Here is a 22,293-nt window from a genome sequence, read left to right as displayed (position 1 = left end):
CTTCCGAACGGCAGATTAATTTTTTGTCGGAAAATGGTCCGGCAGCCGTCCGGCGGCTGCCCGGGCGGGCAAAAAGGCGAACCGCGCCGCTACAGCAGCGGGTTCGTCACGGATACCGTCCGCCCGTCGCGAACGAATACGCGCGGCACGCGGGCCGCCAGCATGCAGGTTACCTCATAATTGATCGTGCCCAGCTTGGCGGCGATGTCTTCAGCGGAGATCGTCTCGTCGCCCTGACGCCCGAGCAGCGCGACCTCCTCCCCGGCCTCGACCGGTCCGGAGGCGCCGAAGCCCCGCGCATCCGCAGCCGGATCGAGCGCGATCATGCACTGGTCCATGCAGATCGTGCCGAGCACCGGCACCCGCACACCGCGTATGAGCGCCTCGGCTTTACCCGTCAGCATCCGGCTGTAGCCGTCCGCATATCCGATCGGCAGCGTGCCGATCCGTTCATGGCCCTTCGTCACATACCGCGTGCCGTAGCTGATGCCCCAGCCCGGGGGCGCGGTTTTGGTCATGACGACCTCCGTCTTGAGCGACATGACCGGCTGCAGCTCAATCCGCCGTTTGTTCACCTCTTCGGACGGATACAAGCCGTACATGCCGATGCCCAGACGCAGCATGCCGCCCGCCCATTCCGGCGTGTCGATACCCGCGGCGCTGTTCGCGGCGTGTATGATCGGAATCGGCAGGTCGTGCTTTTTCACATAATCCACAACGTCGGCAAATCTGTCGTATTGCAGCTTCGTGTACGTTTTATCACATTCGTCCGCTTTCGCGTAGTGCGTAAACAACCCTTCCACTTCGACGCCCGGGGTGCGAAGCGCCTGTTCGATGAAGGGGGCCGCCCCATGCCCGGGAAGAAGGCCTAGCCGCCCCATGCCGGTATCGATTTTGATATGCGCCTTCAGCGGCGGAACGCCGGCGCCGGCCGATTGAGCGGCCGCTTCCAGAGCGTCCTCGCGGAAAAGCGCGACCGAGATGCCCAGCTCCCGCGCCCGCGCGAATCCGGAGGGCGGCACGTAGCCGAGTACGAGAATCGGCGTCCGGATCCCGGCACGGCGAAGCTGTACGGCCTCGTCCAGAAAGGCGACGCCCAAATAATCCGCGCCGCTTGCCGCCGCTTCCGCCGCCGTCTCCACGGCGCCGTGCCCGTAAGCGTTCGCCTTGACCGAAGCCATCAGAAGCGTGCCTGCCGGCATCGCCGAACGGAACGCTTCGATGTTATACCGCAACGCGTCGAGCGAGATTTCCGCCCGGGTCGGACGGTAGTAAGCGTCCATGCTGCCTCACCTTCGCTTTCTCCCTGAAACCCAATAGACCTATCGTAAACAATTTCGCATTGGGCTGTCAATGAACGGCGGGGCCCGTTTCGATGGTAATGAGTGGGGGGAGCTGTCCCCGTCAAGGTACAAAATCCCCGAAAAGCGTCGGGCAAGCTCGGAAGCTTGCACCGGTTGCTTTTCGGGGATCGGGGATTCATAGACGCGCAGCGCGGGTGACCGTTCGCACCGGTTAAAGCATTATTTGTCCAGTTCGCTCATGACCGACTGCGCGATTTTCACCATCTCGTCCTCGGGCAGCGAAGCGCTCGTCAGACGGTAGGCGTAGCCGTCGTACGTCCATGTTAGGGTCTGCTGCTCCTCGCCGCTCAGCTGGCCGACCGTAAAGCCGAGGTCAACCATGAAGCCGGGCACGTAGGATGCCGCCTGGTCGTGAGGCATCGACTGGATCAGCGTGTAATCGTAGGTGCCGGTAAAGCGCATCCATACGCTTTTCGTGCCGTTTTCCGTCACTTCGTCCATATCTTTCATGGCTACGCCTTCAGGGAAGTAGGACGGCTGCATGACGGTAAACTCGGTTTGCCCGGCATCCGCGCTGTCCGCGTCGTCCTCCGCACCGTCTTCCGCCGGCGCGTTGCCGTCGGTCGCTTCGTTCTCCGCGCCGTCTTCAGCCGGCGCATTGCCGTCCGTAGCCTCATTCTCCACGCCTTCCTCTGCCGGCGCATTGCCGTTCGTAGCCTCATTCTCCATGCCTTCCTCTGCCGGCGCATTGCCGTCCGTTTGGCGGTTCTCGGCGCCGGCGTCGTCAGGCGCCTGACCGTCGGTTTGTTCGTTTTCCACCCCTTCCGCGTCATCCGCGCCATTTTCCGGCTCCGCCGTTGTCGGTTGGTCGGTTTGCGGCGACGGCTGCTGCACGCCCATGTTGTAGGCCATGTCAAATGCCTTCGGGTCGAATTTCGCATCGAATTGGAATTGATTGAACTTGACTTCAACCATGACGTTGGCGTTCGAGTCGCTGACCTCGACTTGACGGGGCGCGTAGGTCTGTTTGTCCAGCCAAATTTTCTGGCGCGCAAGCGAGCCGTTCCGATAGTTGGCCATTACATCGAACACATAAGCGTCCTTATCGGATGCGAACTGGCGGGAATTGTCCACCAGAATGCTTTGAACGAGCGTCTGGTACAGGTAGACCTGCCCTTGGTTTTGCGGCCAATCGCTCTGGAAACGGAAGCTTTTGTTCAGCTTCGGCGTCAGGACGAATACGCCTTCCTCGTTGCGGAGGACGATTTGCGTAATATCCTTCTTGGCGTTCGTGAGTGCGATCCGGTAATTCTGAGGCTTCTGGTACCACACCTCAACCTGGTATTCCAACGGCTGCTGTCCGGTGTATAGGGTCATCGTCCCGCTTCCCTGATAGCTTTCCAGCCCCCCGACTAATTTATCCAAATCCTTGACCACCGACTCCGCGTTCTTCACCCCGCACCCCGCGATCAGGATCGAGATGCCAATGACGATTGCCGCCAACCGCATCATGCGACGCATGATATCATCCCCTCTGCACAATGTTTTTTCAACTGGTAACATGTCTATGAGGGAACTTGACCAATTATGCAGACGAGCTGCGGCTTGGACGCAAGACAAGTTTTCGGGCAGAAGTGTTAGAGACGAGAAGCCGCTTCGGACGCGGGCTTGGACGTTTGGGACATATTATAGAAGGTGGGCAGACAAGACCGTCGGAGGGGCTTTCTGTCAACAAGTTGCAAACAATCGGTTGTTGTAAATGGTTACAGAGCAGCTTTGAAGCCGGGTACAGCGGCCGTCGCATCAGTGTAGGAACAGGAGGTACAGTCGGGTCTGCACTACTCCGGGTTGTTGCGTTTTGTACCTTCCTGTTGCTTTGTTCCTCTTGGGGGGTAAAGATGGACTGAACCCCCTGAACCCTTGTAAACCGGAGCCGTCCGGAGCGGTTGGGGCTCAACTGAACCCCTGACTGAACCCCTGACTGCACCGCGGCTGCACCCTACTGTACCCCTGAAACGACAAAGGGCTCAGCCACCCTAAAACTTCCAACCTTCCTTGCGAAGCAATTGCAGAAAATCGATGCATTCAACCTGCAGATCGTGACATACATTCGGAATTTTTGCTTTCTTAGCCCCCGGCCCAACCGCTTTCTCGCCAGTGACAACGATAAGCCCGCGAACCTTTGCTAGTGCAATAATGTATGGATCAGCCCAAATACCGTCCGAACTCTCTTGCGGAACGAAATTAGGGTATGTATCAACAATTTGTTTTACTATTTGCTGTACTTCTTCATCAGGCTCAACGAAAACAGAATCCCGTTCCTTAGCCCAATGGTATAGATCGTCGCCTCCACGCTCCAATTCAAACAGAACTTCATCTGGGGCAATCAACTTTCTGGATTCTATCAAACTATTAAGCATGTCCCATAATGAGCCAAAGATATCAGGGGGATAGTCGCGGCGCCATGCGTGTAAAAGGGCACTAGTATCAATACAATACATCAGGCATCTATCCCCCCGCGGCCAATTTCCTGCTCAATTTTTACAATATGGTCGAGCTTGATACCGCCAAGAAAGTTAGACAGATCCCGAGAGGTAATGGAGTCATTGTAGTAAGCATTTAGAACTAAATTCGTATAAGCACGACCGTTTGTACGGAGTACTCTGCGGTGATAGGGGATGAAACCGCCACTGTTTTCTTCACCCTGTCTTCTGTATACTTCCAAATATTCTTCACGTTTTTGGTTATAAAATTGTTCTGTGGTTCTTTTCAAAGATAGTAGCCGCCTCAGTATGACCTCCTGACTGACCATAAATCTGTTAGCAAGCGTACTTAAGCGCCATTCATCCCATTCCCAGTTTCCCTTGTTTTCAATAACAACATCTTGTTGCAGCAGTTCAGTGTTAGGAACTAAAAATTCTCCAGCAACTTGATTACAAAAATACTCGACATTGTGATGTGGATTTTCATAATTGTCACGAAGGTTACAGACGCCACTATTGTGCAAAATAATATGTGTAAGCTCGTGAAACAGTGTGAATATACGTCCACGTGGAGAATCCTTACCATTTATCGCCACAACAGGATATGGATGTTCTCCAATAGAAAACCCACGAGACTGCTCGACCTCAACATGATTAATGTGAAACACCAAAACTCCTAATGCCTCGATGGAAGCAACCCATGTGCGCAATGCTTCGTAATGGTCTTTCCAAGAATACTGTTTTTCAATAGAAACATTTATTGCAGCTCTAATTAATTTTGCTACAGACTCTGGAGTATCGTTTATGGTGGCGGAGAGCTTGAATTCATTTGGTGTCTCATTAAGCAGCGTACTCACGCTTATAGCTGTAGCCCTTCTGTCAAACGCCCGTCTGATCTCCAGTCTCAACTGAGGAGTATACTCATGACTATCCTTATCATAAACAAGTCTGAAATCAGGCAATTTGGGAACATCGGTTGGAGCAATAGTCCTATAAAATAATGCTGTTGGCCGCTTGTAGACATTTCCGGAATTTCTAAGCTGCTTGAGGGTTGGAAAGTCTTGTCCCGACTCCCATTTGTGCAGAGTAAGCTGACTTATGCCAATCTTTTTAGCAGCTTCTTCTTGGCTATAACCAGCAGTTTGTCTTGCCCAGACAAGAATATCGGGGTTTATGGATGCTTTAATTCTTTGTGCCACCGTACTCCCCCCCATCTTCGTTCGGTTTGATCTTCAAGGCTCACAATACGATAGACCCGTAAATAAATTTTACCACAACTAGTGATAAAATGTTCGACAGGATTTGTTCTGTTGCACCCAAATATGTATAGCCAGACCTCTCACAGAAAGTGGTGAGAGGTCTGGTTCTGAATCAAATCTCCGGTAACCTCGGAAGACGTTTTCAACGTGCAACACGCGAAATGCCGCTTATTTTCCGTCTCCCTTCCGCTTTCGCCGCTGCATCCCCTACCGAAAAAATAACCCTTGAACAGCCGAAACGGCGTTCAAGGGTTCAAGGGTTGCTGATTAACCTCCGACAATCGCCGTCAGCTTCAGGGAACACGCGGATTCTCCAGCTCCGCCAAATCGCGGCGAAGCGATTCCTCACACAAATTCTCGCCGATGAATACGGCTACGTCGTTCACCTTGCCTTGCGGCGTAATCCGCAGGAAGTCGGTTTCCCGGTACGCGTATTGAAACAGGAAGCGGCCGCCTGCCGTGTCGGTGAACGCGAGAATGCCCTTGGCCCGATAGACGTTATCGGGCAGCGCGGCAAGAAACGCCTCGAACGCCACGCTGTCTACCGGCTGCGAGAAATAGTGCGTTACCGCCACGACGTGCCCGTGCGAACCGTGGAGCGGGGCCCGGCCATGCCTGCCTTGTCCGCGCACAGGGCTGGAGCCGCCTTCGCCATAATCGCCGACCGGCGGCTGCCCTTCCGCCGCCGACGAAGAAGCGGGCTCATGCGCCGCCGTCACCGCCGCCGGATAAGCGGCATCCGCATCGAACGACGCGGGATCGACCGTACAGCGTACCGATGCTTCGAGCGGCGCATGCGGATTCCATTCCCTGACCGTCTGCTCGGCCAGCACAAGCTCATCGGGCGCAAGGCGGTCCGATTTGTTGACGATCAGCCGCGTCGCGCAGCGGATTTGGTCCCGCATCAGCTTGTAGGTCCGTCCTTTGCCTCGCGCGGCTTGCGCGATCAGCCCGGGTCCGTCGACAACGGCGATGACGGATCCAAGCTCGACACGGTCGTAGAACGCCGCTTCCGTAATCCCGTCGAGAATCTCCATCGGATTTGCCGCTCCGGTCGATTCGATCAGAATCACATCGGGACTGTGCTCCTCCATCAGCTTGTGAATTTCAAGGCCGAGATCGCCCCTGCCCGTACAGCAGATACATCCTCCGAGCAGCTCGCTCATCGGCACTTCATCGCCGACAAGCTGCCCGTCCAGATTGACGTCTCCCAGCTCATTCATAATGACCGCGGCCTTGCGGCCGGTCTCCCGGTAATAGTCGAGCAGCCGCGTCAGCAGCGTCGTCTTTCCGCTTCCCAGAAAACCGGTCAGCAAGTGGACGGGGACGACAACGGCTTCGTCCGGCCCGCCGTCGGCTGTAACCGAATGTTGCGGCATAGCATGAAACCTCCCTGCAAGCGCAAAACAGCCCCCCGGGGGCTGTTTCCGCTGCTTCATCTCGGTACGTCAAATGCCCGGAATCGGCTGACGCTTATGTTCGGTCACCCGATACCTCTGCTCCAGCTTCTCCGCGACGGCAGGATTGATTTCCTTGCCCTCCAGATAGTCGCTGTTGTCCTCATAAGTGATGCCGAGCTCGCCCTCGTCGGTCTGCCCTTCCCATAAACCGGCGGTCGGGGTTTTGTCGAGCACGCTCTGCGGTACGCCCAGCGCGGCGGCCAACTGCCTGACCTGCCGCTTGTTCAGCGAGCTGAGCGGAGTAACGTCAACCGCGCCGTCGCCCCACTTCGTGAAAAAGCCGGTGATCGCCTCGGACGCATGATCCGTGCCGACGACCAGCAGATTCAGGTCGAACGCAAGCGCGTATTGAACGACCATCCGCGTGCGCGCCTTGACGTTGCCTTTGCCGCCGCGGCTCAGATGACGGGGCATGCCCATGTGCTTGAACGCCTGTTCGACCTCAAGTGTAATTTCGGTGACCGCGTCCTCGATATTCGTCTCAGCCTTGTATTTCAATTGAAAAGCTTCCGCGGTCGCATAGCTGTCGGCGATGTCCGATTGGTCGCCGTGCGGCTGAAACACGCCGAGCGTCATGTATTTCTTGCCGGTCTCCTGCGTCAGCTCGTCGGTCGCCCGTTTGCACAACCCTGTCGCGACGGCGCTGTCGACGCCTCCGCTGATGGCGATCAGCAACCCCGATGTGTTCGATTCACGCACGTAACGCTTCAGAAAATCGACCCGTCTGCGGATTTCTTCTTCGACGTTGATCTCCGGCTTGACGCCAAGCTTTGCAATGATTTCCTGCTGCAGACTCATATCGTCCCCCTCCTTGTCGGCCTTACCGGCAGAACCGGTCGAATGCGCCCGTCAGATCTGCGGCGATTTCCTGAGCCGAACGGTTCTCGATTTGATGGCGCTCGATGAAATGCACGAGCTCGCCGTCCTTGAACAGCGCAATGGACGGAGAGGACGGCGGGTAGGGAGCGAAATATTCGCGCGCCTTGGCGGTCGCTTCCTTATCCTGGCCGGCAAATACGGTAAACAGGTGATCCGGCGTCACGTCATGCTGCAAAGCGGCCGCAACGCCCGGACGGCATTGGCCGGCGGCACAGCCGCACACGGAATTGACGACGACGAGCGCCGTCCCTTTCGCTTCCGGAAGCTTTGCCTCGACTTCCTCCGGCGTGCGCAATTCCTGGATTCCGAGTCGCGTCAGCTCGCCCCTCATCGGTTGAACCATATCCATCATGTATCGCTCGAAAGACATCGACATACCGCAATCACTCCTCAAATTCAGATCAGATCGTTTGTTACCATTATACATCGGCTGCCCGTGAAAGCAAAACCCGTCGCCGGTCCAACGGGCCCCCGCCGACAAACGAAGAAGCAACCGGCCTCATCGCTCCGGTTGCTTCTTCGTCTCCGGCGAATCGCCGTCATGCGGCCGATTCGCTTCATACGCGGCATCCTTGTCGGGATGCATGAAAATGCCTGCTTGCGGCGGAATGCCCTTCTCGAACAGGTTGCGGTTCTCTTCCGTGCGGAAGCCGATATCTTTGTAGGGATGCACCCATTCGTCGCCGCTCATCACCTCTGGATCCGTCTCCGTCGACCACTGCTCCAGCGGCGACTCCGGCGAAGCATACATATGATCGCCGATGACCACGCCGTGCGGATTGACGAAAGCGCCGCGCGGTCCCCGCCCTTCTCGAAACCGGGGCAGAAATTCAATTTCATACGGATCGAGCTCCGGATCGTCCCGCCATGCGCCGCGGTCCGGCCGGCCACGATCCCCTTTCGTTTCGCGGCTCACGGCAGTCCCTCCCTGTCAGACGGACGGACGGTTAGGGCCGTCAAGCCGCTTGTCGTATGACGAGGTGCCCGGACGATCGGACCGGTTCCCTCCGTTGCCCGATTTGCTCGGGCCTTCGTAGGTTTCCGAATCGGACTCGCGTTTGTTCCCGCGTTCTTGCGTAGACACGTTTACCGCCTCCTTCCGAGGCTAGTATGCGCAGCCAGCGCCCGCTCTATCCTGCATTTTCCTTAGCGGCTGCCGGAGCGGCACGCCCACCGGTCAGTCTGACCGACGAGGCTCACGCGCTCCATCCTGTGAACCTCATCCGACAGCCTATCGTTTCGGCTCCTTCGCAAATCGGCAAAGCAAAGCCCGCTACAGTCTCTCATGGAGCCCGCAGCGGCGCCGCACCCATTCGGCGATGAAGGCCAGCACACGTTCGGCGTCCCGGTCGTTATGCAATTCGTGATAACCGCCTTCCCAGGACACGAATTCGCACCGCTCCCCTGCCTGTTCCGCCGCCTCCCGGCTGGCTGCCGGCGAGGTGACCCGGTCTTCCGTCCCGTGAAGCACCAGCGCAGGCACGCCCAGGGATCCCGCCTCCGCGATCGAGCGTTCTCCTTCATCCACAATGGAGAAAAACAATTCCGCGGACACCCTGGTGTGCAGAAGCTCATCGTACGAATCCAGGCGTGACTGTTCGTCGCTCCGGTAGAGCGCCCCGCTGTCGAGCCCGGTCGACATCGTCATGGCGGGCAGCAGCCTGCCGAGCAGACGTCCGACCGACCGCTTCCACTTCGGCGGGTCGAAGGCCAAGCGCAACCAAGGGCTCGATAAAATCAATCCGTCGACAGCCGGCCGATGCCGAAGCACGCAGCTTAAAGCCACATTGCCGCCCATACTGTGTCCGTACAGGAACACCGGCTTTCCCGGGTAACGAGCCGAAGCGGTTCTGACAAGCAAAGCCGCATCCCCGCTCATCTGCCGAACCGAAGCATGCCCTCTCTTGCCCGAAGAGCGTCCGTGTCCCCTCAGGTCGATCGCAAAAACGGCGGCGCCTATGCCGGTTAACGCTTCAGCCACACGGGCGTACCGGCCGCCGTGTTCCCCGATGCCGTGGACGACGCAGACGACCGATTCCGGTTCGCCCGAAGGCGGAACGGCAAGCGAGACGTGGATTGCGGCTCCGTCCGCCGTGTGCAAAGTAAACGTTTCTTGCCAAATCCGCCCGTTCATCCTTTCCACACCCCTTCTTCCTTATCGTTCCATTCGCGTTGCGGCAGCAGCTGTTCCACCCCGTTCAAATCGGCGACGGCATGCTCCCCGCATATACCCCGATTATCCTTTAAGCGACGCTTGTCCGCAAATCGTTTACAATAAATTTTAGAAAAAATCTTTCGCTTCGTGACCGGAAATCGTCTATGCGTGCGTCTATATAAGTGAAGGAGGATGAAAATGACTGCCGAAGATGAGCGCGCTCTCGTTTCGAAGGCGGTACGAGGCGATACCGAAGCCTATGCCGCACTGCTGCACTTTATAGTGGGAGGAATTGATTGACATGAGGGAAGAAGCAAATGCGGAGAAGACGGTTGCGGCGGCGGTAGATCCCGGTTTTCAGGATGAGGTCATGTGGAGGATCGTTCCCCGGGTTGCCGCGATCGAAATACCGGTGTCCAATCTGAAAAGGTCCATCGAATGGTACGCCCAGACGCTCGGCTTGACGGTTCTGGTCGAACTTGCGCATGCCGCCATGCTGCAGGTGCAGGGCGGACAGGCGGCCGGCGCCCCGGACATTTATCTGGTCGAGACGGACTCGCGGGAACGGCTGTCTTTTCGGAACAGCCATACCGGCATCACGCACAGCGTGATCGACTTCTTCGTTCCCGACCTGGAAAGATTCCACACCTTCGTGTCGGAGCGGCAGATTGAGGCCACTTCGATCAACCTTATTCCCGGTATGGGCAAACAAGGCGGATTCGGAATGAAAGACCCCGACGGCAACTCGCTCGGCATCACCAATGTGACGCTCCCGTAACCGTTATTTTGTTGTTTGTGTCGGATATAAATGGAAATTTAGCGGTGCAGCCCGGAAAAGTCGCCGCCTTCTGCAAATCTCCCTTTTTTCGGTTACAATAACGGTAAAAAGACCGAGCAAGGAGACATGGGAATGTCGTATGACGTTATCGTCGTTGGCGGAGGCCCTTCCGGGCTTATGGCCTGCATCGCCGCCAGCAAGCATGGGGCGCGCGTTCTGCTGGCGGACAAAGGAGACAAGCTCGGCCGCAAGCTGGGCATCTCGGGCGGGGGCCGCTGCAATGTGACCAATGTGAAGGAAATCGACGAGCTGATCAAGCATATTCCCGGCAACGGCCGGTTTCTGTACAGCGCCCTGTCGAACTTCGGCAGCAAGGAAATCATCGCTTTCTTTGAGGGCTTGGGCATCCGGCTGAAGGAGGAGGACAACGGCCGCATGTTTCCCGTATCGGACAAAGCATCGACCGTCGTGAACGCGCTGGTCGGCCAGGTCCGCAAGCAGGGCGTCGAGATCCGGACGGACAGCCCGGTTCGCGAAGTGCTGTACGATAACGGCCGGACCGTCGGCATCCGTCTGGCGACGGGCGAAGTCGTTAAAGGCGCATCCGTCATCCTCGCCGTCGGCGGAAAGTCCGTTCCGAAAACAGGCTCGACCGGGGACGGCTACCCATGGGCGGCGATGGCGGGACATACGATCACGGAGCTGTATCCGACGGAGGTGCCGCTGACCTCGGATGAGCCGTGGATCCGGGACAGGGAGCTGCAGGGCGTATCGCTGCGCGATGTCGCCGTTACCGTCTGGAATACGAAGGGGAAAAAGGTCGTCACGCACGAGGGCGATATGATTTTCACCCATTTCGGTCTCTCCGGTCCCGCCGCGCTGCGCTGCAGCCAGTTCGTCGTAAAAGCGCTTCGGCAATCCGGCGCCGGTCATGTCAACGTAACGATCGATCTGATGCCGGGACAGACGGCGGACGAAGTATATGCGGCTACGATGAAGCTCGCCAAGGATGAGCCGAAAAAAGCGGTCAAGAACGTGCTGCGCCCGGTTATGCAGGAGCGGCTGCTGATGTTTCTGCTGCGGATGTCCAGGGTGAAGCCCGATATTACCTACGATAACATCCCGAAGCAGGGGTGGCTCACCCTGGCAGGCCTAATCAAGGCGCTGCCGGTTCGGGTGAACGGCACGCTCTCTATAGAGGAAGCGTTCGTTACCGGCGGGGGCGTCGCTTTGAAGGATGTCGATCCGAAGACGATGCAGTCCAAGCTGGTGCAGGGGCTGTATTTTTGCGGGGAATTGCTGGACATTCACGGATACACGGGCGGCTACAACATTACCGCCGCGTTCTCGACCGGCTACACCGCCGGCATCAGCGCCGCTGCGGCCGTTCAAAATTAAAAAAAACGCCAAAGCGTATACGCTACGCCTTGACGTCTCCGGGGAAGAAGTCGAGAGATTCGCTCGGGTCGAACAACCCGTCCGTATCGTCGCCGTTTCGATTGCGTTTCCCGGCGTCTCCCAGCTCGCCGGATGCTTCCATATAGACGTCCGGCAGGTCTTCGTTAACGGTATGCGCCGGAATCGGAATCGCATCCATATCGTAAGCGGACTCGATCGCCGCTTCATTGTCCATCGCGGCTTCGCCGCACAGCTGGCCGCCGTGCGCCATGGCGATCTCGAGCGCGGATGTGAGATCCCCGCGTTCCAGATGGATATGTACATGGTCGCCGTTGCGCACTGGCGAATAGCCCAGCTCGTTAAGCGTCGCAAACGCCATGGCGGCGTCGTGCTGGTCCGCAAACGCGAACTGCACGGCATGATTGGGATTCATAAGGAAAGCACCGCCTTTCTCTTTCTGGATCGTGTAGCCCGTCTTCCTTATTTTACCCCATTTACATGAAAATCATGCTTGCCCCGCCGCCCTCGCGGTCACCGCCCGCGCATCGCCAGGCCTTCGTCGCGCCGCTGTCGATGCGAACGCCGCCGAGCCACCGCTCCGCATGGCGGCCGTCGCGCAGCAGATCCGACTGCCCCGCAAGCAGCCGTGTGCCGTAAGCGGCCAAAATAACCAGCCACATATCGAAGTCGGGAGGCCCCACCGACTTGAAGCCCGGCAGCGGCTGATCGCCTTGAATGACGAGCATGCCCGCCGATTCCATCCGTTTCAGGTAGCTCCAATACGACAGATCGCCCAAGCCGTAGATCGGAAAAGCATCCCCGATCCGCCGGAACAGCTCGTCCGGCCGGGCCGGTCCGTGGCATAACAGCGACAGGGTTTCCCGCTCCACCGCGCCAAGCCCGTTGCGGATCGACGGAAACCGCCGCAGATGGAAGCGCATCGCCTGCGCCATCATTTGCGCCGTTTCACTCGGCGCCCGCTTCACGAGCCACTTCTCCAACAGCTGAGGATCGATCGAAGCGAAGCATTGCCAAGCTTCGGCCGCGAACGCGATGTCGGCGTTTCCGACAACCGCGCGCTGCGGCCACAGCGTCTGCAGTTGCTCCGGCGACAATTCGCCGAGCCCGCGAAAATCGTCGTGTCCGGAATAAGACGAGACGACGATCCACTCCAGCCTGCCCACCGGCGCCCCCGCCGTCTTGCGCCGGTGAAACCAATTGAGCAGGGATGCCAGCATCGTCTGGTCGAACAAATCGTATTCGAACCAGAGCACAACCGGCTCCTCCGCATCCGCGGCAGCGGTCAGGCTGGCCAGCTGGTCCATGGAAATCCGCTGAAACGTTTCCTTCGGGATGCCGAGCGTCTGCTCGAAATAGACGGCGCGCTCTTCGACCGCCTCTGCCGCGTCCCACTGAATGCGTGCCGGTCCGTCGATCCACATTTCCCGCCAGGGCAGCACATCCCCGTCCAGCCCGCATTGCCGCAGCAGATTCGCCGCCATGTCTCCGTTCGTTATATGCAGCATTCCGCATCACCGCCTTTTTTCCATTATACCAATTACAGTCGTCGTACCGCTATCGCTTCGCAAGCAGCAAAATGGGGGTCGTTTTTCGTCAGGCTTGAACGGAAGAGCAGGTACCATCCACTCGGCCCCGTAAGGGACTATTGCACGTCTAAAATGGGTATGATATGCTTAAAATACAAAAGAACCGCAGATGCGCGAACATCTACGGTTCGGGTACACAGCCGCTTCAAAGGCGGTTGGCTTGGTAATACGGTGTGGAAATAGACCGCTTCCCTCGCGAAAGGGCGGTCTATTTCTTTTTGAGGTATGTCAGCAAAGCGAGGATGAACATGCCGAACATGAACATCAGCGTCAACGCATCTTTAACCTCCAAGGCATCACCTCCCTTCCGAGAGGTTTAGCCGACCGCCCTTGCAGCCATCTATGTACTTGACGCTATTCTACCACAAAGCCCCTATGAATGGGGTTATTTCTTGTGTCCTCATCCCCTACTCTTGAACGGAAGGAGCAGGCGCCATCCACTCGGCCAAAAGCTTGTTCAGCCCCAACCAATAAGCCCATATCGCCGGAACGGCCGCGATTCCCAGCCAACCGCCGATGCTGAAACCGGTTAACACCGAGAGGATGACGACACCCGGCATGATCAGCCAAAAGCGGGAGATGGACGCCCCCTGCCGCATCGCTGTTTTCTCCCACCGGAACTGCGCCACGAACGGCTCCTGCAGCCAATCCTTCCAATGGCGGTGCGCCCAAACCGCCGCTAGCAGCGGCAGCAGCAAAGCCAGAATCAGGGCGACCCAGCCGGGGGAAAGCAGTACGGCCGATGACGAGACGCTGAAAAAGCCGAACCACAGCCGCACGTTCTCCAGCTTGCGCAAAAAAGCCTTGATCCGCATCTCGGCCAGCACCGTGCCCGCATCCGAGCGCCGGAACAGCCGCCCCGAGCCGCGGAACAGCAGCGGTTTGCCGAGCCGGATGAGGGGCTTGCCTTTGCGTTCCGTCACCTGAGAGAGCAAAAGGGAAGCGCTTGCCACCCTGGCCTTGCTCTCCTCATACACGTCGCTTGCATATGTCCCTTTCGCGCGCAGCTTCAAGCGTACGGCGGCAGGGAGCGCGCCCGCCGTCAGCACAAACAGCCACATAACAGCATCCGTCCTGCCTTCCAGGCTCCATAGAACGGGAGGCATATACACCAGAACCGCCGCCGCGAACAGCACCGCCCGGGCCGCCTGCTTCCGCCATCGCCGCCGCACTCCTTTTGTCATTCATAATCCAATCAAACTATACGAAATGAAGGGCAGCCAGGTCTCAACCAACATTGCACGTCTGAAACGGTTTTGATATGCTCATAAGCTCGTACATCCGGCTCTTTGTCCCGGCCCTGCACATCCTAGCCCCCTCGAGCATTAGACGATTAACGGGAGGAGAGGTTCCCTTTTCTTTCATAATACCGGAATTGAAGACGGCAAGGTCTTGCTTGTTCCAAAAAAGAGAGCGCCCGCCACCTTCCGCAGCCCCTTTAGCCACGCAAAATGACGAACGCTCTGTGCGGTGTTAAGATCAATCCGGCCTCAATGCGACGGCATGCCGCTCGGCGCTTTGACTGCGGCTGCCAACTCCGGCGGCTTGTGCTTGAAGATCGGCACGAGCACCAGCATGCCGAGCAGCATCGACAAGCCGGATATCGCATAGATCGTTTCCAGCGGCATCTCCCGCTTCAGGAGCCCGGAGATCGGCATCATGACCGCCATCATGCCGACGAACATCGGATTAAGGATGCCGTTGACGCGGCCGACGACGTCTTCCTCCGACCACTGCAGAATCATCGTGGTAATCCCGATGTGGATCGCCGGGAACACGAGTCCGCCGATGAATTGCAGCGTCAGCGTAAGGGCGGCGTTCTCGGAATAACCGATGCCGGCGGTGGTGGCCGCGCCGACCAGGAGGCCGAACGCGAGCAGCTTCTGCGGCGGCACCTTTTTCGCAATGCCGGCAATGATACCGCCGCCGAGCAGCATCGCCACGCCGACCGCCATCATGATGTACTGAAGAAACTCACGCGGTTTATCCAGCCGTTCGATTACCACATACAACCCGAGCGCCTGCGTAATGCCGACGGCGAGACCGGCGAGCGCGAACGTCGCGCCGAGCGTTCTCAGTACGGGGCTGCGCCATACGTAGCGGAACCCTTCGCCCATTTCCTTCCAGAATCCGCCCTTCCGGGACGCCGGGCCCGAATCAACGGCAGGCGCGGATTCGGTGCTTTCCGGAATGCGGACGAGCACAAGCGCCGACAGCAGGAAAGCGGCGCCCATAACCGCAATCGATAGGTAAATCCCGAATTGGTTATAGACGAAAATCCCGAGCGCCGGCCCGCCCACCAGAAAGATCGCCATCAGCGATTGGAACATCGCCATCGCCTGCTGCAGCTGCTCGGGCGGCACATGCGCCTTGAACAGCTTCATCGCGGACGGCTGCGAGAACTGCGACAGAATCGCCGATACGAGCGTCACCAAATAGATCGTCTGCCAGGCATCCGTTAGCATCGTCAGCAGCACGACGAAGACCGATGCCGCCGATAGCAGGTCGCACCATATCATCGTCCGCTTCGGACGCCACCTGTCGGCGAATGTGCCGCCGATGAACGAGAAGATGAAGATCGGCGCATACTCGACGAATTGGATCAGGACGACATGCATCGGATCGTCGTTCGTCTTCTCCGCCACATAAAGCAAAATCGCAAAATTGCGTACCCAGATCCCGATCTGCAGCAATACATTGGACAGCAGAATCGTCTGGAAAAACCGGTTCCGGAATAACCCCGGCGGTATAACCGCCGCCGCTTGCCCGCTTGCCATGATCAACGCTCCTTCAAATGAGTGCACTTCTATTCCTTGACGACGATCGTCGTCGTCAACCGCGCCTTCGGCTCCGGCACACGCGTCAACTTCCAGCCTCTGTGGCTCAATGCGAGGAAAATAAAGTAATGCGCTTATGTAGAAATGACATCCCGCTTCGGTTCCATCGGCCGTTCGGGATGTCTTTTTTCATTCGGCATTCCCGCCTCACACCGGCGGAGGCGTCATCCCCATCTCAAACCACTGCTCGCGCGTCGCGAGCAGCCGGTCCATTTTCATACTCATATTCAGTCTCCCGGCGGGTCTTCAGGCCCGTTATGTTCGCTCCGGCTCTCCCCGGACGTATTCCGCCTTCATATATTGCTTGCGGTATTGAAGCGGCGCAATGCCGGCATGCTCCGAGAACACCCGCGAGAAGTGCGGCGTCTGACGGAAGCCGGTTTCCTTCGCCACTCTCGCGACAGGCCAATCGGTTTTCTGCAGCAGCAGCTTCGCTTGGTCGAGCCGGTACAGCAGCATGTATTGCTGCGGCGTGCAGCCGTACACCTCCGTCATGCAGCGGGCGATGTAATTCGGATGAAGCTGCAGCGCTTCGCCCAGCTCTCCGTTCGTGACCGGATTGCGGTAGTTCAATTTCAGAAAAGCGGCCGCCCGTTCCGCCACGCCGACCGACGTAGGGGCGGAATCGGCGCGCCAGCCTTCGTCGAGCATCTCGATCAGGCGCAGAAAAAGCTGCTGTCTTCCCCAGAACGAGGCGTGGGAGGAATCACCGGACGCTTCATGCAGCTGAGCAAACGTCTCCTGCGCCCTGGCGGGAGACGGCAGCGCCGCATATTTCGGCAGCCGGATCGGGAACACGTAATAATCGCCGTGAAGGGCTCCGCCGTGCGGATGATCCGTTTCCTCCCAAGGGCCGGACGTCTGGAAGTGCACCCAGTCAAACACCGTCGTCTCCTTGCAGGGCGCGGTGGAGTAATGCCAGCGGTCAGGGCGCAAAATGAGCATCTGGCCGGCTCCAACCGTCCAGTGGCGGCGTTCTTCGCCGATATGAAGCGCCCCGCTGTTGACGAACAGCAGGTCAAACGCGCCGATATTGGTCCGGTTCGGATGCTCCTCGCCGGGCCTGTATGTGACGCGGTCTGATTCGATAAAGTAAGGCAAAGGCGGCGATAGCAGTGTTAGGATTCGTGTGTTCGCTTGGTTCATGATTGTATTTTAGCAGATGGACGGCGCGCTGCAAACGATTACTCCGACGCAGATCGGTCTCCGACCAACTATCCACTTTTTCCACAGGCTTATCCACAGAAATCGGGGAATTGTGGAGCAATTCAGGCGATACTGACGGCTTGCAAACCGCGTCGATTAACACTTCGTTAATATTTGACACGAAATTCAGACTAATATGAAAAAATTTACGCACATTATCCACATTACTCACAGCACGACTGTGAAAAAACTATCCCCTATTGCAAAACGAAGCCGCGGCAGCTAGAATACGTGGTTGCAGCCCCTATACACAGCTTTCGGTGGATATGTGGATAAGTTTGTGCACAACCCCTGTGATTCCGGCGCTTGCGCCGCGGATCAGCCGGCATGCTCCCCTGCGGAGGCCTGCCGATGCATCGAACCGCTGCGCACCGCTTGATTGCACGCGCCGATATAGGCTTGCGCCGCCGCCAAAATGATATCGTTATGCACAGCCGTCCCGCGGAACCGTTCATTCCGGTGCACGATCGTAACGACCGCCTCGCCGCGCGCATCCTCGCCTGTGGACAACGAATGCAGCTCCAGGTCCTCCAACTCCGCCGCAACGGGAACCGCTTGTTGTACACAGTGGATAACCGCCTCGATCGGACCCGCCCCCATGCCGGAATAGGTTTTCTCCGTTTCCGCATCCCGGTCCCGGATCGTGACCGACGCGATTCGCGCGCGCTGCGTGCCGGACAGCACCTGCACATCTACCAGCGTATACGGATCTTCGTGTTCGTCCGTCGCCTCGCCGATGATGCGCAGCAGCTGGTCGTCGGTGACGATTTTCCGCTCGTCGGCCGCGGCTTTGAATTTCGCATACACCTCCTCCATTTGCCGTTCATCCAGCGAGATGCCGTAAGCCGCCGCCCGGTGCTTGATCGCATGCCGCCCCGAGTGCTTGCCCAGAATGATCATGCTGCGGGGGATGCCCATCGCTTCGGGATCCATGATCTCGTAGGTGCTGCGGTTTTTCAGCAGGCCGTCCTGATGGATGCCCGACTCGTGTTGGAACGCATTGCGGCCGACGACCGGCTTGTTGTAGGCGATCGGGAAATTCATCATCCGGCTGACGAGACGGGACGAATTGTAGATTTCCGCCGTATTGATGCCCGTCTCGGCCTGCAGCGCTTCCTTGCGCGTCTCGATCGCCATGACCAGCTCCTCCAGCGAAGCGTTCCCCGCCCGTTCCCCGATGCCGTTGACGGTGACTTCCACCTGCGTCGCTCCGGCCCGGATTGCGGCGATACTGTTGGCCACGGCCATGCCGAGATCGTTATGGCAGTGCGCGCTGTAGCGGACGCCATCTCCGCCCCTCGCCTGTCGGCGCACGGTGCGGAACAGCTCGCCGTACTCTTCCGGCAGCGCATAGCCGAGCGTATCCGGCAGATTGATGATCGTCGCTCCCGCGCCGATCGCCGCTTCCACCAGCTCGATGACGAACTCCACGCCCGAACGGGTGGAGTCCATCGCGGAAAATTCGATCTCGTCGATGAACTGCTTGCCGTAGGCAATCATCTGCCTTGCGATATCGATCACCTGCTCGCGCGATTTGCGCAGCTGATGGTTCAGATGAATATCCGACGATGAGATAAAAAGGTGAAGCCTGCGCCGTGCCGCATCCTGCGTGGCCTTCACCGCGGAGTCGATGTCGCCCCTTACCGCCCGGGCGAAGCCGACGATCTCGACGCCCTGGAGCTCGCGCGAGATTTGCTGCACCGCGGCGAATTCGCCGGGACTTGAGACCGGGAAGCCCGGCTCGACCGCGTCGATGCCCAGCTTCGCCAGCTGGCGGGCGATGACGATTTTCTGCTCCGGCTCGAGCGAAGCCCCCGGCGACTGCTCGCCGTCTCTCAGCGTCGTATCGAATATCGTGATTCTTGTTTTTTCGTTTGTCTTGTTGATGCTCATGGTCATCTGCATTAACCTCCTTAAAATTGAACCCGTTGCCGGGACAGCCAAAAAAAAACGACCCGCCGCCTCTTCTTTGTTTCGAAGAGACGACAGGTCGTGTGCGACTGCCGCGGTACCACTCTCGTTAACCGGCCAGGGAAGGCGCGGTCCGCTCACGCCGGCGCGCGGGCATTATCCGTCCGGGCCGATCGTCATCGACCCGAACGCTGCCGCACGCCGGCACCCGCTCACGGGGGTAAGCCGTAACGGCGTACGCGATACCGGCTCCAATCGAGCCGATGTGTTCCGCCGTTCCACTCCCAGGCGAGTTTCGGATTTCCCTTCGGCCGCGTCGCACCGTCCCGCGGCTCTCTGACCGGCACGGGCGGAGGCGATAGCCTTCCGCCGCACCATTTTCCGGGTAGATCCTACTGCTCCTGTTCGTCGTGTTTAGGTGATATATGGTTGCACTGCACCGCTGAACTTCCGCTTCAACAAAATCACCCCAAAAAGTGACGCGAAGCGCTGCAGCAAATTCCGGTTACTTTTCGGGGACCCCGCAAAAAAGCCTGCCGCCTCTCGAATAATCAAGAGACGACAGGCATTGAAGGCCCGCGCGGTACCACCCTTGTTGACGCTCCAGTAAACGGATGCGCCCACCTTACGCACGCTGCCGGTTCATGACGCCGACAGGCATGCACCCGATCACGGGGGTAAGCCGTTACGGTCTGGCGTCCGGCCGGAGCCGTCCGTTCAACCGTTCCGCTCCCAGGCGAGCTTCAGGCATCCTTCGTCTGCGTCGCACCGTCCCGCAGCTCTCTGCCGACCGGCCGGCTGTCCGCCGCCGTTCGTCCCCGGATCGTCCTTACTGTTCCTGCTCATCGCGTTTGAAAGGTATGGAAATTCAGTGTTGATGACCATTATATTCCCCGCAAAATATTCTGTCAATTCGATTTTTTTGAGTTTTTTGAACGGGGGCCAATTGCCCAAAAGCAAGCAACCGAGCAATATACAAATTGTTACAGTTATATTTCAATATTCTACTTTATCCGACGCGGACGTATAAATATGGTAAGATAGAGAAGATTCCGCAGCAGCGGGTCGGAAAATAACAGGTTGAGGTGAACAAGCAACAGAATGAAAAGCGACATCCAGACTACGGTCACCGGCGGCGGCTATGGCAAGGAAGCCCGCTCAATGGCGGCCAAACCTCCCGTATTGCTTCTAGTTGGTGCTTGGCTCGTTCTTGTCGCAGGCGGCATCGGCGGTACCGTTTGGTATACCGGCAAGCTGAAATCCGACATTACGGCCGATGTCCAGGCACAAGCCGACCGCCAAATCGCTGCCCTGAAGACGGACTATGAGAGCCGGATCGGGCAGATGGAAGCGAAGTACACCACTCAAATTACCGGTCTTTCCGGCAAGGTCGACGCGCTGAACGAGCTGCTGACGTTTACGAAAGATAATGCCGGCACCAAGACCGACAATAGCAATAAGCTGTACACGCAAATCAATGAAGTGAAGCGGCAATTGGACGAGCTTGAGAAAACCTTGGAGCTGTTGAAATGACGGCGGTCCGAATTCAATATCTGAACCGGTTGATTTTGCTGGCGACGGCGCCGTTCCTCGGAATAGCGGTCTGGATGGTATGGACGAGCTGGCTGACCACGGCCGGCGCTGCAGCCGATCCCGGACTTTCGAGCGGCGTTGACATCGAGGCGGCAAGCGCCGCATCGACGGAGGCGGCTGCAGCGGTATCGGACGGGCTGGATAAGGCGGAAGCCTTGGCGGCGCAGACGACAAAGACGATCGAGAAATCGGCACAGATCTATCGCCTGGCGAACGCCGACATGAACACCATGGTACGGCGGGCGGCAAACTATGCGTCCAAGCCGCTGCGAATCTACGACAGGAGAATTACGGGAAAGATCGGCACTCCGTCGAAGCAGGTTCAATCGAATAAGCTAACGGCGCAGTTGTTTTATGTAAAAGCGCAGAACTTCACCGGCTACGCGATGAAGGTCAAGCTGAAGTCGGACAACGCGATGAGAATGGTGCTGGGTTACGATAAGGTAGGCAAAGCGGAAACGACCTTATCCGCCGCCAGAAGGTACAAGGCGGTTGCCGGCGTTAACGCGGGCGGTTATGCCGATGACGGCGGGAAGCGGTATCCGCTCAGCACCACGGTGTTGGGAGGCAGGTATATCGGAGGCTTCCAGCCGAGCTATAAAGATTTGTTTTTCGTCGGCATGAACAAGGATATGAAGCTGATCGGGGGCAAGTATAAGTCGAGAGATCAGCTGGACAAGCAAGAGCCGAAGTTCGGCGCTTCATTCGTCCCCGTGCTGATGAAGGACGGACGCAGACAGCCGATTCCGCCGAAATGGCAGAAGACCCCTTACCGTGCGCCGCGAACGGTCATCGCCAACTACAGGGACGACCAGCTGCTCTTCATCGTCACCGACGGCTATAACGAGAACGGCCGCTCCGGCGCGACGCTCAAGGAGATGCAGATGTTGCTCGAACGGTTCGGCGTCAAAGATGCGTACAACCTCGACGGCGGCGGCTCATCGTCGCTGATCTTCAACGGACGGGTCGTCAACAAGCCGTCCGACGGCAGGCTGAGAGGCCTGGCCACGCACTTTTTGTTTTTTAAATGATTGGACGGGAGCCCCTTGCAGAAGGGGCTCCCGTTATTTTTGCGGGTCGCCGTGCAGAAATTGATATATCCTTGCTTACACGCATCCGATTAAAAATGCAACTTTCGGATATATCGGGATAACTTCCTTTTCATCATGAATCAGCTTCCAGAGCATGTGGGCATCCAAAACTACTTTTTTCTCGTTGGATTTATCACTCGCCTCATCTTGATTAAACCAGAACTGCGATCGAACTCCTGGCATGTTTGGGTAGCCTATGATAGCACCGAACAAGACGAACATGAAAAACTCCCGTTAATAGATATAAATTTGTAAAAGGGCCAAACGACGAGGGATACTCGTAACTATTCAGTAAACCCGCTTAAATAAGCTGAAGCTGTTTTCGGAATTGC

The 22,293-nt window shown here is 57.7% G+C and carries 22 protein-coding genes; 4 read left to right on the top strand and 18 right to left on the bottom strand.

All coding sequences use genetic code 11. The features are described from left to right. Window positions 1-89 precede the first annotated feature (89 nt). The 10 genes from alr to RWM61_RS09345 form a co-directional block, all read right to left on the bottom strand. Window positions 90-1,283: an alanine racemase gene (gene alr / locus RWM61_RS09390; RefSeq protein ID WP_313999890.1), complete on the bottom strand. Its 1,194-nt coding sequence runs from the start codon at window positions 1,281-1,283 to the stop codon at window positions 90-92. 240 nt (window positions 1,284-1,523) lie between these two features. Next, the gene (locus RWM61_RS09385; RefSeq protein WP_313999887.1) at window positions 1,524-2,825 is read right to left on the bottom strand and encodes a DUF4367 domain-containing protein; all 1,302 of its coding nucleotides are present in this window, start codon (window positions 2,823-2,825) and stop codon (window positions 1,524-1,526) included. A gap of 515 nt (window positions 2,826-3,340) precedes the next feature. Then, window positions 3,341-3,805 carry a DUF4411 family protein gene (locus RWM61_RS09380; RefSeq protein ID WP_313999884.1) on the bottom strand — a complete coding sequence of 155 codons (465 nt, stop codon included), beginning with the start codon at window positions 3,803-3,805 and terminating at the stop codon, window positions 3,341-3,343. After that, the gene (locus tag RWM61_RS09375) at window positions 3,805-4,986 is read right to left on the bottom strand and encodes an XRE family transcriptional regulator (RefSeq protein WP_313999881.1); all 1,182 of its coding nucleotides are present in this window, start codon (window positions 4,984-4,986) and stop codon (window positions 3,805-3,807) included. The genes RWM61_RS09380 and RWM61_RS09375 overlap by 1 nt, the downstream gene beginning before the upstream one ends. A 353-nt stretch (window positions 4,987-5,339) precedes the next feature. Further along, window positions 5,340-6,425 (bottom strand): GTP-binding protein, encoded by a 1,086-nt coding sequence (locus RWM61_RS09370; protein ID WP_313999878.1) that lies wholly within the window; start codon window positions 6,423-6,425, stop codon window positions 5,340-5,342. A gap of 69 nt (window positions 6,426-6,494) precedes the next feature. Beyond that, on the bottom strand, window positions 6,495-7,304 hold the full coding sequence (nadE, locus tag RWM61_RS09365) for an ammonia-dependent NAD(+) synthetase (RefSeq protein ID WP_313999876.1): 810 nt from the start codon (window positions 7,302-7,304) through the stop codon (window positions 6,495-6,497). Window positions 7,305-7,326: 22 nt separating this feature from the next. After that, a complete protein-coding gene (locus RWM61_RS09360) occupies window positions 7,327-7,761 on the bottom strand; it encodes a BrxA/BrxB family bacilliredoxin (RefSeq protein WP_313999872.1) in 435 nt (144 codons plus the stop codon). Window positions 7,762-7,884: 123 nt separating this feature from the next. Next, entirely contained in the window at window positions 7,885-8,301 is a 417-nt protein-coding gene (locus RWM61_RS09355; protein WP_313999869.1) for a DUF3905 domain-containing protein, read from the bottom strand. Between the two features lie 15 nt (window positions 8,302-8,316). Continuing rightward, on the bottom strand, window positions 8,317-8,469 hold the full coding sequence (locus RWM61_RS09350) for a hypothetical protein (protein WP_313999866.1): 153 nt from the start codon (window positions 8,467-8,469) through the stop codon (window positions 8,317-8,319). 189 nt (window positions 8,470-8,658) lie between these two features. Next, window positions 8,659-9,519, bottom strand: a complete 861-nt coding sequence (locus RWM61_RS09345) for a lysophospholipase (RefSeq protein WP_313999864.1) — start codon at window positions 9,517-9,519, stop codon at window positions 8,659-8,661. A 322-nt stretch (window positions 9,520-9,841) separates the two neighbouring features. Between RWM61_RS09345 and RWM61_RS09340 the strand changes: the two genes are divergently transcribed. Together RWM61_RS09340 and RWM61_RS09335 are read left to right on the top strand one after the other, a co-directional pair. Next, window positions 9,842-10,318, top strand: a complete 477-nt coding sequence (locus RWM61_RS09340; protein WP_313999862.1) for a VOC family protein — start codon at window positions 9,842-9,844, stop codon at window positions 10,316-10,318. Between the two features lie 132 nt (window positions 10,319-10,450). Next, the gene (locus RWM61_RS09335) at window positions 10,451-11,716 is read left to right on the top strand and encodes an NAD(P)/FAD-dependent oxidoreductase (protein WP_313999859.1); all 1,266 of its coding nucleotides are present in this window, start codon (window positions 10,451-10,453) and stop codon (window positions 11,714-11,716) included. A 22-nt stretch (window positions 11,717-11,738) separates the two neighbouring features. Here the strand turns inward: RWM61_RS09335 and RWM61_RS09330 are convergent, their stop codons facing one another. From RWM61_RS09330 to RWM61_RS09300, 7 genes are all read right to left on the bottom strand, one after another. Beyond that, entirely contained in the window at window positions 11,739-12,149 is a 411-nt protein-coding gene (locus tag RWM61_RS09330; protein WP_313999857.1) for a DNA/RNA helicase, read from the bottom strand. Between the two features lie 61 nt (window positions 12,150-12,210). Continuing rightward, window positions 12,211-13,242, bottom strand: coding sequence for a DUF1835 domain-containing protein (locus RWM61_RS09325; RefSeq protein ID WP_313999855.1), 1,032 nt, complete (start codon window positions 13,240-13,242; stop codon window positions 12,211-12,213). A 289-nt stretch (window positions 13,243-13,531) separates the two neighbouring features. Next, window positions 13,532-13,582 (bottom strand): putative holin-like toxin, encoded by a 51-nt coding sequence (locus RWM61_RS20255; protein WP_231504337.1) that lies wholly within the window; start codon window positions 13,580-13,582, stop codon window positions 13,532-13,534. A 148-nt stretch (window positions 13,583-13,730) separates the two neighbouring features. Beyond that, window positions 13,731-14,507 (bottom strand): ABC transporter permease, encoded by a 777-nt coding sequence (locus tag RWM61_RS09315; protein WP_313999853.1) that lies wholly within the window; start codon window positions 14,505-14,507, stop codon window positions 13,731-13,733. 306 nt (window positions 14,508-14,813) lie between these two features. Further along, window positions 14,814-16,100, bottom strand: a complete 1,287-nt coding sequence (locus RWM61_RS09310; protein ID WP_313999851.1) for an MFS transporter — start codon at window positions 16,098-16,100, stop codon at window positions 14,814-14,816. Window positions 16,101-16,415: 315 nt separating this feature from the next. Beyond that, window positions 16,416-17,306, bottom strand: a complete 891-nt coding sequence (locus RWM61_RS09305; RefSeq protein WP_313999849.1) for an AraC family transcriptional regulator — start codon at window positions 17,304-17,306, stop codon at window positions 16,416-16,418. Between the two features lie 378 nt (window positions 17,307-17,684). Then, a complete protein-coding gene (locus tag RWM61_RS09300) occupies window positions 17,685-19,259 on the bottom strand; it encodes a 2-isopropylmalate synthase (protein WP_399538289.1) in 1,575 nt (524 codons plus the stop codon). A gap of 1,119 nt (window positions 19,260-20,378) precedes the next feature. Here RWM61_RS09300 and RWM61_RS09295 point away from each other — a divergent pair. Beyond that, window positions 20,379-20,810: a hypothetical protein gene (locus tag RWM61_RS09295; protein ID WP_313999844.1), complete on the top strand. Its 432-nt coding sequence runs from the start codon at window positions 20,379-20,381 to the stop codon at window positions 20,808-20,810. Continuing rightward, on the top strand, window positions 20,807-21,901 hold the full coding sequence (locus RWM61_RS09290) for a phosphodiester glycosidase family protein (RefSeq protein ID WP_313999843.1): 1,095 nt from the start codon (window positions 20,807-20,809) through the stop codon (window positions 21,899-21,901). The genes RWM61_RS09295 and RWM61_RS09290 overlap by 4 nt, the downstream gene beginning before the upstream one ends. A 75-nt stretch (window positions 21,902-21,976) precedes the next feature. On the opposite strand, the gene RWM61_RS09285 is transcribed toward RWM61_RS09290, so the two are convergent. Continuing rightward, a complete protein-coding gene (locus tag RWM61_RS09285; RefSeq protein ID WP_313999840.1) occupies window positions 21,977-22,183 on the bottom strand; it encodes a hypothetical protein in 207 nt (68 codons plus the stop codon). Between the last annotated feature and the right edge of the window lie 110 nt (window positions 22,184-22,293).

The sequence above is a fragment of the uncultured Paenibacillus sp. genome (genome assembly GCF_963515335.1).
In the GTDB taxonomy this organism is placed as follows: domain Bacteria; phylum Bacillota; class Bacilli; order Paenibacillales; family Paenibacillaceae; genus Paenibacillus_I.
Note: the sequence above shows the minus strand (reverse complement) of the source record. Positions and strands in the feature narration are given on the sequence as shown.